At 56.5% G+C, this 12,438-nt stretch carries 14 protein-coding genes; all 14 read right to left on the reverse strand.

What is annotated here, in order from left to right; translation table 11 throughout:
• Nucleotides 1–22 precede the first annotated feature (22 nt).
• Nucleotides 23–2,020 carry an NADH-quinone oxidoreductase subunit L gene (gene nuoL, locus OHL20_RS21240; protein WP_263385305.1) on the reverse strand — a complete coding sequence of 666 codons (1,998 nt, stop codon included), beginning with the start codon at nt 2,018–2,020 and terminating at the stop codon, nt 23–25.
• 5 nt (nt 2,021–2,025) lie between these two features.
• Nucleotides 2,026–2,328, reverse strand: a complete 303-nt coding sequence (gene nuoK, locus OHL20_RS21245) for an NADH-quinone oxidoreductase subunit NuoK (RefSeq protein WP_263385306.1) — start codon at nt 2,326–2,328, stop codon at nt 2,026–2,028.
• Nucleotides 2,328–2,477 (reverse strand): hypothetical protein, encoded by a 150-nt coding sequence (locus tag OHL20_RS21250; RefSeq protein WP_263385307.1) that lies wholly within the window; start codon nt 2,475–2,477, stop codon nt 2,328–2,330. The genes nuoK and OHL20_RS21250 overlap by 1 nt, the downstream gene beginning before the upstream one ends.
• A complete protein-coding gene (locus OHL20_RS21255; RefSeq protein WP_263385308.1) occupies nt 2,477–2,983 on the reverse strand; it encodes an NADH-quinone oxidoreductase subunit J family protein in 507 nt (168 codons plus the stop codon). Before OHL20_RS21255 ends, OHL20_RS21250 begins: the two co-directional genes overlap by 1 nt.
• 78 nt (nt 2,984–3,061) lie before the next feature.
• Nucleotides 3,062–4,123 carry an NADH-quinone oxidoreductase subunit NuoH gene (nuoH, locus tag OHL20_RS21260; RefSeq protein ID WP_263385309.1) on the reverse strand — a complete coding sequence of 354 codons (1,062 nt, stop codon included), beginning with the start codon at nt 4,121–4,123 and terminating at the stop codon, nt 3,062–3,064.
• Between the two features lie 39 nt (nt 4,124–4,162).
• Entirely contained in the window at nt 4,163–6,559 is a 2,397-nt protein-coding gene (locus OHL20_RS21265; protein WP_263385310.1) for a molybdopterin-dependent oxidoreductase, read from the reverse strand.
• Nucleotides 6,560–7,891, reverse strand: a complete 1,332-nt coding sequence (gene nuoF / locus OHL20_RS21270; RefSeq protein ID WP_263385311.1) for an NADH-quinone oxidoreductase subunit NuoF — start codon at nt 7,889–7,891, stop codon at nt 6,560–6,562.
• Nucleotides 7,891–8,400 carry an NADH-quinone oxidoreductase subunit NuoE family protein gene (locus OHL20_RS21275; protein WP_263385312.1) on the reverse strand — a complete coding sequence of 170 codons (510 nt, stop codon included), beginning with the start codon at nt 8,398–8,400 and terminating at the stop codon, nt 7,891–7,893. Before OHL20_RS21275 ends, nuoF begins: the two co-directional genes overlap by 1 nt.
• Nucleotides 8,397–8,687: a transcriptional regulator gene (locus OHL20_RS21280; RefSeq protein ID WP_263385313.1), complete on the reverse strand. Its 291-nt coding sequence runs from the start codon at nt 8,685–8,687 to the stop codon at nt 8,397–8,399. Before OHL20_RS21280 ends, OHL20_RS21275 begins: the two co-directional genes overlap by 4 nt.
• 2 nt (nt 8,688–8,689) lie before the next feature.
• On the reverse strand, nt 8,690–9,139 hold the full coding sequence (locus OHL20_RS21285) for a hypothetical protein (protein WP_263385314.1): 450 nt from the start codon (nt 9,137–9,139) through the stop codon (nt 8,690–8,692).
• A gap of 8 nt (nt 9,140–9,147) precedes the next feature.
• Nucleotides 9,148–10,383 (reverse strand): NADH dehydrogenase (quinone) subunit D, encoded by a 1,236-nt coding sequence (gene nuoD, locus OHL20_RS21290; protein WP_449555760.1) that lies wholly within the window; start codon nt 10,381–10,383, stop codon nt 9,148–9,150.
• Nucleotides 10,384–10,439: 56 nt separating this feature from the next.
• Nucleotides 10,440–10,928, reverse strand: a complete 489-nt coding sequence (locus OHL20_RS21295) for an NADH-quinone oxidoreductase subunit C (protein ID WP_263385315.1) — start codon at nt 10,926–10,928, stop codon at nt 10,440–10,442.
• Nucleotide 10,929: 1 nt separating this feature from the next.
• The gene (locus OHL20_RS21300) at nt 10,930–11,337 is read right to left on the reverse strand and encodes an NADH-quinone oxidoreductase subunit A (RefSeq protein ID WP_263385316.1); all 408 of its coding nucleotides are present in this window, start codon (nt 11,335–11,337) and stop codon (nt 10,930–10,932) included.
• A gap of 84 nt (nt 11,338–11,421) precedes the next feature.
• Nucleotides 11,422–12,435: a prepilin peptidase gene (locus OHL20_RS21305; protein ID WP_263385317.1), complete on the reverse strand. Its 1,014-nt coding sequence runs from the start codon at nt 12,433–12,435 to the stop codon at nt 11,422–11,424.
• Nucleotides 12,436–12,438: the final 3 nt, after the last annotated feature.

A 12,438-nucleotide genomic window follows, 5' to 3' on the forward strand; every position in this document is an offset into this window, starting at 1 on the left:
CAAAGTCCGTTTGCAACATGCCTCAATGAGGCCAGAGGGAGTGGCCAAAGATCATTACAGTGAGCACGGCAGCCGCACCAAGCGCAAGCCAGCCCGCATACGAACGAATGTTCCCGGATTGAATACGTCGTGTCACCGAGCCAAGACCACGTGTAGCCGCACCCGCCAGCTTGCCGGAGGCATCAACAATGCCAAAGTCAACAACACCATAAAGCAGTATCCGGGTAAGAACAATAAGGGGCATCACGATCAGTGCGTGATACACCTCATCCACATAAAACTTGTTCTCCAGCAACGTGTAGAGCGGCTTGACTCTGAGCACGAATGCTGTCGAGGCGCCCGGCTTCCTGATATACAGGAAATAAGCAATCAAGAGTCCGATAAATGCGGTCAGCAACGACACCGCAGCTAAACCAAGTTCAAGGCCATGACCCACAATCGTCGGGGCGACCTCAGTGGTAAAAACTGGGTCGAGGAAGTGTTCCATCTCATTATGCCCACCGAGAGCAGCCGGAATGCCGACCCAGCCGCCGATCACTGACAGGATCGCGAGGATCACTAGCGGCGCGAGCATAACCCATGGCGATTCGTGCACACCATGAGAATGTGCCGCCTGACCTTCGTCGTGTTCATCCTTACCTTGAGCGACCGTGTGTCCATGTGCGCCTTCCTCTTCCACATGCGATGCGCCAAAAAAGGTCTTGAACCAGAGGCGGAACATGTAGAACGAGGTCATGCCCGCAGTCACAAGGCCTACTAACCAGAGCAACTTGGCCAGCGGATTAGGCGAGGTAAACGTCTGGTAGAGAATCTCATCCTTTGAGAAGAATCCACTGAACGGGTAGATACCGGCGATGGCGAAGACCCCAGCCGTCATCGTCCAGAAGGTAACGGGGATCCGCTTGCGAAGCGCTCCCATCTTCCGCATATCCTGTTCGCCCGAAAGCGCATGAATGACCGAGCCAGCCGCGAGGAACAGCAATGCCTTGAAGAACGCGTGGGTCATCAAGTGGAAGATCGCAGCCGAGTAGGCAGCCACCCCGCATGCAAGGAACATGTAGCCGAGCTGGGAGACAGTCGAATAGGCCAACACCCGCTTGATGTCCTGCTGCACCATCCCGATGCTTGCAGCAAAGAGAGCTGTTGCCGCTCCGATAATTGCGACAACGCCGAGCGCGAAAGGGCTGCGATCGAAGAGGGTGTGGCACCGGGCAACCATGTAAATTCCAGCCGTGACCATCGTCGCCGCATGGATCAAGGCGGAGACTGGTGTCGGGCCTTCCATTGCGTCCGGCAACCAGACGTAGAGGGGAATCTGGGCTGACTTCCCTGCTGCTCCAAGCACAAGCAACAGCGCAATCGCAGTCAGGAAGCCGCCATGCCACTCAGGATGCGCCGTAATTTCGGCAAACACCTGCGTAAAGTTCAGATTTCCAAAGTGTGCAATCAGAAGAAACATCGCAAGTAGAAAACCGAAGTCGCCGATTCGGTTGACGATGAACGCTTTCTTCCCGGCGTTGGCCGCTGCATCCTTCTTGAAATAGAAGCCGATCAGCAGGTACGAAGCCAGACCGACACCCTCCCACCCCACAAACAAAAGCAGGAAGCTCTCCGACAGGACCAGCACCGACATGAAGAACATGAACAGGTTCAGATAAGCAAAAAAACGCCAGTAGCCGTCCTCATGTGCCATATAGCCGGCGGAGTACAGATGGATCAGGAAGCCGACGCCAGTGATGATCGAAAGCATGATCAGCGTGAGGTGATCAACCGTAAAAGCAAAGTTCACCTGAAAGCCAGTGATGGCGATCCATGGCCGACTTACGACACGAATTACCTCGGGAGCATTTGCCGCCTTCATGATCGTCCACAGATACGCGACGATGACCGCAGGAACAGCGGTAAAGAGCAAGGCAATCCCGGTAACGGCATTTCTGGGCAGCTTGCGGCCGATCGTTCCATTGATCAGGAAACCAATGAACGGCAGGAGCGGGATCAACCAGAGATAGGAATAGGGCATAGAGGTCACAGTCTCATCAAGTTGATCTGGTCGACGTTCAGCGTCTGGCGCGAACGGAAGATAGCGATAATGATGGCCAGGCCCACGGCAGCCTCAGCCGCGGCAACCACCATCACGAAGAATACGAAGATCTGTCCCTGCACCTGGTTCCACATATGCGAAAACGCAACAAAGGTCAGATTGACAGCATTAAGCATGAGCTCAATCGACATGAAGACCGTAATAACATTTCGCTTGATCAGAAAGGCTGAGACGCCGATCGAGAACAGGATGGCAGCGAGGATCAGATAGTACGCGATAGGCACCATTATTCAACTCCTCGAAAACGGCGCGAAAAATGCATGAAATCCTGATAGAGATTGCTGGCGACGCTGTAGAGCCAATAAGACACCACACCGAACGCTGCTATTGAAACGGTGACGAGCAGGAGAGTGTATGGATTGAGGTGGTCCATCATTACTGCTCCTTCCGGGCGAGCACGACGGCTCCAAGTATAGCCACCAGAATCAGGATGGACGTTACTTCAAATGGCAGCAACAAGCTGGTGAAGAGAATATGGCTGATCTGCGTGATGTTGCTCACAGCCCCGCCAAGATAACCGCCAAGATTCGAAGTGCCCAATGCCTTGCTCTCAGACAGAAACACAAAACTGAGCAGGCAGAAGATCGCTGCCGCCCCGGGAAAACCTGCGATGTACGCAGCACGGCTTCCGGTCGTCCGCTCTTCTTCGCCGGCGTTCAGCAGCATGATGACAAAGACAAACAGCACCATAATGGCGCCGGAGTAAACAATCACCTGTGCTGCAGCGAGGAACTCCGCCCCGAGTGACCAGTACAAGACCGCGAGGGACATCATCACCACTACCAACGACAACGCAGAGTTGATTGGGTGCCGCTGCAGCAGCAGGTTCAACGCCGCCGCCACCGCAAGTCCGCCAAAAATAATGAAGAGTGCCAGTTCCATGCTGCTCCGTCGAGGTAAGTCGCAAACTGCGCGGTAAAAGTCTTCTGGGCTTCTTTCGATTGTAAAGCAGCTTACAGCTTAAGCGCGCAGGGCCGTGACCAGTGACGTAAGGACGATGTTTGCCATCGCTAATGGCAAAAGAAACTTCCACCCGAAGGCCATAAGTTGGTCATAACGAAATCGGGGTAGAGTGGCACGAACCCAGATGTAAAGGAGGAGAAACGAGAAAATCTTGGCCACAAACCATAGGACAGAAAAGATGCCATGGAAGATGGGAGTGTTCAGGTAGTCGTCGAAGATATGACCGAAGGGACTGGCAGCACCACCGAAAAAGAGCAGGGTGGCCACGCAACCAACGGTAATCATGTTGGCGTATTCAGACATGAAGAACATCGCAAACTTCATCGAGGAATATTCCGTGTGATACCCGGCCACAAGTTCCGACTCGGCCTCTGGAAGATCGAATGGCGAACGATTGGTCTCGGCATAAGCCGCCATGAGATAGATGAAGAAGCCAATAATCTGAAAGCCGCCAAAGACGTTCCAGGAGAGCGCACCATGAGCCGATTGGCTATTAACGATCTCTCGTAGCGAAAGCGACTGCGCCCGAAGCACAACACCCACGAGGGAAAGACCAAGCGCAAGCTCATAGCTGATCATCTGTGAGGTCGCGCGCAAGCTGCCCAGTAGCGAGAATTTGTTGTTGGAAGCCCAACCCGACAAGGCGATTCCGTACACGCCGATCGACGTCGCTCCCAGAATGATCAACAAACCGATGTTGAGATCGGCAATCTGAAATAAGTCGACACCATTCACCCTGGTGACAGCACCGAACGGCACGACTGCGATGGAGATAAGGGCACAGCTAAGCGCGATGATTGGCGCGACGATGAAGAGCGGCTGCGCAATAGCCAAGGGCATTAAGTCTTCCTTGAGGAAGAGTTTGGCGCCGTCGACGAGAGGCTGCAGGATGCCACCGGGTCCGACACGGGAGGGTCCCCAACGGTTCTGCATGCGGCCAAGAACCTTGCGCTCCAGCAGCACCGTATAGGCGACAGCCGTCAGCGTAATCATAAGTACTACAACGATCTTGAGGACGTTCAATATCAAAAACGTCAGGAAAGGACTCAGGTGGCTCACGCTGTCTTCTTGCTCCTTGGTTCAATCTCGACAGATTCGCTAATCAGCAGCGGTCTGGTCGAGGATGGGCAGCTTACGCGCCTCGTTTTGCTGCAAGTCGTTGAGCATGGCCGAGTAGCGCCCTAAAGTGCCGGAGGTAAACAGTGTATCGTTTGCAGGCATCACCAGGTCGCGTCGATCCGAAATAGTGACTAACTCAGAGGGCGCAGCCGGAGACAGGTGCTGATCGTTTCCCGAGAGCAACTGAAGCCGCAGCAGGTTGTAGCCCGGCACCAGCCGTTGAATCTCATCGAGAATGGCAAACGGATCGAACGGGCTGAGCCGTGGCTCAAGATTGTTCGCCGTCAGCCACACAGCATGGCGATCCGCCTCGCCCGACTGCGCGCCGCGAGACTGGCCCATATCGGCACGCAATCCCTTACCGAACGGAACAAGCTTCCGCATATCCGCGCCCATCTTGTCGGCAATCCGCACGATCATCTCAAAATCCGATCGCACACCCGCACGGTCTCCAGCCTTCTTCACCTGCTGCAGATCGCCGTAGTGGTTCGTCACCGAACCAGATTTCTCGTACAAATTCGCCGCTGGAAGGATCACATCGGCCAGCGCCGCTGTCTCCGTCATAAACATCTCCTGTACAACGACGAAGGTATTCTTCAGCGTGGCAGGATCGACGCTATAGCGAGCAACAGGATTCGCTCCGACCACGTACAGCGCAGACAGCTCACCACGGGCTGCGGCGTCGAAGATCTCCAACATATCGAGGCCCGTCTCTGCATTCGCACCATACTCAGTCGAAAGCAGACTCGTCCCCGTCAACGGCGTGTAGCCCGGAAGCACGTCCGGCAGCAGACCCATATCTGCCGCACCGCGCGAGTTCACGTAATCCGAGAGCAACGCAAACTTGCGGTTCGGCATGGTACGGCCGAACTCGAGAAGCCTTTTGAGGTCCGCTCCATGAAACTCCGGTCCGATCAGCACCAGAAGCTCCGTCTCCGCGCGTACCGCATCGCGGAAGCGATGGAATGATGCCGCGTCTGCACCTTCATGGGTCAAGGATTCAACGGCACTGTCATCGCCTGCAATAAAGCTTGCCAGCGCACCGTACCCAAATGGAGCTACATGCGCGAAAGCCCGTGCCTGGCGCCGCAGCTTAATCTCTGCCGTGTTCGCCACAAATAATCTCGCGCCATTATTGCGAACGTTCGTGCGGATATTCCAGGCCGTCGCCGGCGACTGGTTCGTCGGGTCGCCGCCAAGCACCATAATGGCCGGTGCAGTCAGCGTATCCCGAAGAGAAGCCGTCCGCCCGGGATGACCCGAGAGCGCCTGAGCAAACGTCACGTAATCCGCCGTACGATGGTGATCAATATTGTTCGTTCCAAGCACCGTCCGAGCAAACTTCTGCAGCAGGTAAGCCTCTTCGTTCGTCAGACGATTGCCGCCGACCACACCGATGCTCTTCCCTCCCCGCGTCTCGCGCAGTTCGCGGAACTTCGTGCCAACATGCTCGAGCGCAATCTCCCAGCTCACGGCCTTCAGCTCGCCATTCGGCTGCCGGACCAGAGGCTGCGTGATGCGATCCTCGTTGTTGGCGAAATCAAACGCATACCGGCCCTTGTTACAGAGGAAATCACCGTTGATACCAGACTTGTCACGATTGTCGCCACGCACAATCTCCGACCCATCCGAGGTTGAACGTACGCCCAGCGTCGTCTTGCAGCCATCACCGCAATGCGTGCAGATCGTTGCAACGTGATTCATCTCCCACGGGCGCGTCTTATACCGATAGGTTCCCGAAGTCAGCGCGCCAACCGGGCAGGCATCAATACACATCCCGCACTGCTCGCAGTCCACATGCGCCAGATCGTCCGGCGACATCTGCGCCGGAACGTTCGGCGCAATCACCGACGAGCTGCCGCGATTCTGAATACCCAGCGCGAACACGTCCATGCCCTCGCCGCACATTCGCACGCAACGATAACAGAGGATGCAGCGCGGACGATCGAAGTACACGACCGGCGACCACTTCTGCTCCTCGCGATGGTTCTTTGGCTCCGCGTAGAAGCTGTCCGCCGCGCCATATTTGAACGTCATGTCCTGCAGCTCGCACTCGCCACCCGCATCGCATACCGGGCAGTCCAGCGGATGATTTCCAAGCAGCAGTTGCAGCGTCGCCTTCCGCGCCTGTGCGATCTCCGGCGTCTCAGTCGCAACGACCATGCCCTCGGCGACTGGCGTCGTACAAGCCGTCTGCAGCTTCGGCATCTTTTCGATTCGCACCACGCACATGCGACACGCGGCCTGAAGGGACAGTCCGGGGTAATAGCAAAACGCCGGAATCTCAATCCCAGCAGTCTTGCAGGCCTCAATAAGGAGTGTGCCAGCGGGGGCTGTCAGCTTCTTGCCATCTACGGTAAAAGTTACATCTGCCATCTAATGTGCTCCTGCCAACTCTGTCTCACCCATCGGCTTGATTGCGATCAGCGGATGATCGACGCGCTTGCCATCGATATACTCTTCAAACTCTTTGCGGAACTTCTTTACGAACGCCAGTGTGGGCATCGCCGCGGCATCCCCGAGCGGGCAGAATGTTCTGCCCATCATGTTCTCCGCCAGATACTGCACGTTATCGATATCCTTCTTCGATCCGCCGCCCGCATGCACGCGCGTCAGGGTCTTCTTGATCCAGTCCGTTCCCTCACGGCATGGAATGCACCATCCACAGCTCTCGTGCTGGTAGAAGGCAATCGTCCTCAGCGCAAACTCAACGATCGACACCGTCTCGTCCAGCACCACGATTCCGCCCGACCCAAGCATCGTGCCAGCCTTGCCCATCTGGTCGAAGTCGAGTCCAACATCGATCTCATCTGGCAGCAACACCGGGCACGACGAACCGCCGGGCACCACCGCCTTCAGCTTCTTGCCGCCCTTGATCCCGCCCGCGACATCGTAGATTGCTTTCCGTAACGAGTAGCCCATAGGCAGCTCATACACGCCCGGCCGCTCCACATGCCCAGATATTCCGAACAGCCGCGTACCGCCATTGCGCTCCGTACCCAGCTTCGCGTACGCCTCGCCACCCATCAACAAAATATGCGGAGCATTCGCAATCGTCTCAGCATTATTGATGACGGTCGGTCCGCCATACAGGCCCACAACTGCCGGAAATGGTGGCTTAATGCGTGGAACACCGCGCTTACCTTCAAGCGACTCCATCAGCGCCGACTCTTCGCCGACCTCATACGCGCCCGCACCGGTCTGCGTAATGATGTCGAAATCCACGCCCGTCCCAAAGATATTCTTCCCCAGAAAGCCCTTCGCATACGCATCCGCGACGGCCTTCTCGACGATCTTCAGCAGGTAGCGATATTCCCCGCGTAGGTAGATAAACCCGAGCTTCGACCCAATCGCCAACCCGGCGATCATCGTTCCCTCGATCACCGCGTGCGGATCGTGCAGGAAGATCACATGGTCCTTACACGTCCCCGGCTCCGACTCGTCGCCATTCACCAGCACGTACTTCGGCTTCTCCGACTGCTTCGGTACAAAGCTCCACTTCATACCCGTCGGGAACCCAGCACCACCGCGCCCGCGCAAACCCGAGGCCTTCATCGTGTTGATGATCCACTCCGGACCCTCGGCGATCGCCTGCTGCACGGCCTTGTAACCATCAAGCTCGATGTACTTTTCGATGTCCGCAGCGCCCTGCCCAAACCGCCGCGAGATCACCTTTACTTCATCCGGATGCGACACAAGATTCGGCACTACTTCACATCCTTTCCCTGGCCAGCGCGATACATCTCAAACAGCACGTCGGCCTTATCGGGCGTCAACTCATCATGGAAGTCATAGTTGATCTGGATCGCCGGAGCCCAGCAGCACGCTCCAATGCACTCCACTTCTTCAAGCGAAAACATCCCATCTGCGGTCACTTCTTTATGCCCAATGCCAAGCTTGTGCTTGCAATGGTCAAGCAGCTCGTACCCACCACGCAGCATGCAGGAGATATTCGTGCAGACCTGCACGTTGTACTTCCCTGCCGGGACCGTTCGCAGCATGGAGTAGTAGCTCAGCACATTCCGCACATCCAGCTCGTAAATCTCAATGCGTTTGGCAATCTCCGACACAACAGCATCCGAAATGTAGCCAATCTCGTCCTGCGCGTACAGCAGCATCGGCACCAGCGCCGACCGGCGCAGCGGATAGATCGTCACCAGGTGATCGAAGCGCGCAGCCAGCTCCGGAGAAAAAATCGTATTGGCGATTGTGCTCACTTCATTAACTCCCGCGTCAGCCGCTCGGCTGTAAAGTCCATATCTTCAGTCACTGCGCCGACCGTCACCGTGCCGTCGTCGTGTATCTCAAACGGCTGCGATTGATCGTCATCCCCGGTCATCTCGTTCCGCGTAAACCGCAGCCAGCGAGTGTTGACCCGAAGCGTAATTACGTCGTTCCCAACTTCAACAACAGCATGATGGCGGCTATTCAGCCCATGTGCTGCTGCATAACTTCGAATCTGCGATGCGAACGAAGTCCAGAGTTCGGCGTGAAGACTTGTCATCCCTAAGTAAGACCTAATGCTTCCATCAAAACAAGTTCTGCAAACTGGTTTGCATTCAGAGGCCTCGCAACTTCCGCTGAATAATTGCTAAACGTCATCGTGCCGTCTGGTACCTTGCCGATCGTAAAGTAGTCATCCGAACTGTAAGCACCCGACTTCCGCTTGACGACCGCACCTGTTGAACTGATTTCAAGTGTCAGCAAACTGACCCGAAGTTGCTTGATCACTATGCGCTGCATGGCAACTTCAAGTGCAATGTGAAGTGACGTTTCTGCCATACCGTTGAATTCATCGACATGCGGTAGGAGCAAAAGTTCAATTGCGCTCACGTTTCTGGCAGTCTTCTCCGCCTCGATTCTTTCGAGATCCTCCTTTGGAGCATGTACGGCTTCTTCTATCTGCTTCTTGGCATTCGCGAGTTGTGCCAGCTTGGACCCAAGTTTACCGCTCATGGAATCTCCTACCGGTCGATCTCTCCCAGCACAATGTCAATGGAACCAATCACGCTCACAACGTCCGCCAGCAACCGCCCCTTGCACATCGTCTCCAGCGCCTGCAATGTAGCAAACGACGGATTCCGCATGTGCACCCGGTAAGGCTTCGCCGTCCCATCGGAGACGACGTAGTACCCCATCTCGCCACGGGGCGATTCGATCGCCTGGAACACCTCACCCGCGGGTACAGCAAAGCCTTCCGTCACAATCTTGAAGTGATGGATGAGCGACTCCATCTGCGTCTTCATCTGCTCGCGATCCGGAAGCACGATCTTCGGCGCATCGGCCACAATCCGTCCCGAGGGCAGACCATCCAGTGCCTGCTGCGCGATCTTCACCGACTCCCGCATCTCCTGCATCCGCACCACGTACCGCGCCCACACATCGCCGACCTTCGAAACCGGCACCTCAAATTTGAACTTCTCATAGCCGGAGTACGGCATATCGCGCCGCAGATCCCAGTCCACACCGCTCGCCCGCAACGGCGGCCCGGTCACACCAAGCGCAATTGCGTCTTCAGGCGAGAGATAGCCGACATCCTTCAACCGACCCATCCAGATCGGATTCCCGGTAAGCAGGCTCTCATACTGATCGATCCGCCCCGGCATAATATCCAGAAAGTTCTGTACCTGCTTGTAGAAGTCGAGCGGCGGCTCGAGCGACAAGCCACCGATACGGAAGTAGCTCGTCATCATGCGCTGTCCCGAAACATTCTCGAAGATGCGCAGCAGCTCTTCCCGCTCACGGAAGCAGTACAGGAACATCGTCAGTGCGCCGATATCGAGCGCGTGCGTCCCCAGCCAGACCAGGTGCGACTGGATGCGCGTCAACTCATTCAGCATCACCCGCAGGTACTCGGCCCGTTCCGGAATCTCGAGGCCCAGCAGCTTCTCCACCGCCAGGCAATAACAGAGATTGTTCGACATCGGCGACAAATAATCGATCCGATCCGTCAGCGGAACGACCTGCTGATAGAACTTCGCCTCGCACGTCTTCTCGATACCGGTATGCAGGTACCCAATGTCCGGCGCGCAAGCCACGATCGTCTCGCCATCAATCTCAAGCACCAAGCGCAGCACACCATGCGTCGACGGATGCTGCGGCCCCATGTTCAGGATCATCGTCTTATCGGCCGATGCATCCGCATTGGCGTTATGACGAGCGGCATCGGCGATCAGATCGTTGATACCCGGATTGATCATGTCGGTTGCATACTTCTCCGGCACAATCGGCTTCTCAGGAGTGAGCGTAGGTGACATTAGCGGTAGCCCTCCACCGGGTAGTCCTTCCGCAGCGGGTGCCCTTGCCAATCCTCGGGCATCATGATGCGGACCATGTTGGGGTGGCCGCTGAAGCGGACGCCGAAAAGATCGAAGATCTCGCGTTCGTAGAAGTTAGCCGAGGGCCAGACCGGGACGATCGTATCCACAACCGCATCCGATCCATCCAGCCTAACAATCAGCCGAACGCGCTGCTTCAACGAATGCGAAAGGATATGGTACGTAATCTGAAAACGCGGCTCCGACGGATACCAGTCGACCGCCGTCACGTCCTCGAAAAAGTTATAGACCGGCTGCACTGCCCGGCAGGCGGCAACGATGTTCTTGCGAGCGACAGTAACCGTCAGCTCCCCACGGTCAAACTTCGCATTCTCGGCCAGCCCGGCGAGCGCAATAACCGCCGCATTCTCGGGATGAGCCTCACGGACGGCATCCCATCCGGTAATCGATGAGGCAGGATCGTACATATTAGAGATCTCCCCGATCGTTCGCCCAGTCCAGAATGCCCTTCTTCCAGACGTAGAACAGCCCAACGGCGACAAAGCCGAGGTACACAAACATCTCCCAGAAGCCGAACATCCTCGACCCCGTAATCGCTGGAAGCTGCTTGAAGATCACCGCCCACGGAAGCATGAAAACAGCTTCGACGTCGAACAGAATGAACAACATGGCAACCATGTAGAAGCGCACCGAGAACCTGCCGCGTGCATCCCCAACCGGGTCCATACCGCACTCATAGGCCCCACCCTTGGTGCGCGAGTTCTTGTGCTTGCCAATGAAGAACGAAGCACCCACCATGCCGCCCGCCAGCCCGATAGCGACCAGGACCTGCAGCACGAGGGGAAGATAATTCCAAATGTATGGGTACGTTTGCATGGCCAGCTTCGACTCTAAGATTAGCGCTGGCAAGAGTCAAGCGATTGCACCGCATACCGCCCAAACCACCCCTCGCCTTTGTCCCTATCGAAGGAATGACTTATACGTGTCGATCAGGTGACTGCCAACCAGCGCAGTAATCAACCCACCCATCGCCAGAAAACTTCCTAGCGGCACCCGCGTAGCTCCGCCAGCCCGCCGCCGTACCAGCAGCACTATCGAATAAGCGCTCGCCAGCACCACGCCCAGAAACAGCGACAGCACCGCCGGCCAGAATCCCAGAAACGCTCCCATCATCGCAAGCAGCTTCACATCCCCCAATCCCATGCCCTCGCGGTGGCGCACTACCTTATACAGCCACCGCACCATCAGCAGGATCGCTGCCGCACCCACCGTTGCCACCAGCCACGTCCCCAGCATGTTCTCCGGACCCGTAAGAAACACATTCCCGTGATCCACCACGTTTCCCGGGCTGGCCAGTCGCAGATGGTGCGCCCCAAGAATCACCTGATCCTCGGTTGGTCCAAGAAAAACAGCCTGCACACACACCAGCAGGAACGAGATCCCCATCCCCGAGAACGTGAACGCATCCGGCAGCAGCATCGTCTGCCAGTCCATCACCAACAACCCGATCAGCAGCCAGCCAAGCACCGCCAGCCCTACATGCAGAATGACCTGCGAAGCCACATCAAATGCCGTCCCCATATGTCCGGCACTCAGAAGTGAGAACGAGAAAGCCTCCCAAAGCTGTCCAGCCTGCACCGCAAACCACACCCCAACCGCCAGTTCCACCGCAGGATATCGCCACGAGATAGCTGCACAGCAATCCCGGCACCGCCCCCGAAGAACCACCCAGCTCAGCAGAGGAACATTGTCATACCATCGAATCGCCTTACCACAAGAGCCACACCGCGACCCCGGCCGCACCACCGACTCACCCTGCGGAACTCGCGATATACAGACATTCAGGAAGCTGCCCAGAAGCAGTCCCAATACCAATCCAGCAACTTCAAAAAGATAAGGCGAGTTCACTTCTGAAGTATAGGTCTGCACGAGAAGTTGCCATGCATCCGCACCGTCTCTTGCTACTGTGCCCATCAC

This window comes from Granulicella arctica, from assembly GCF_025685605.1.
GTDB classification, from domain to species: Bacteria; Acidobacteriota; Terriglobia; order Terriglobales; family Acidobacteriaceae; genus Edaphobacter; species Edaphobacter arcticus.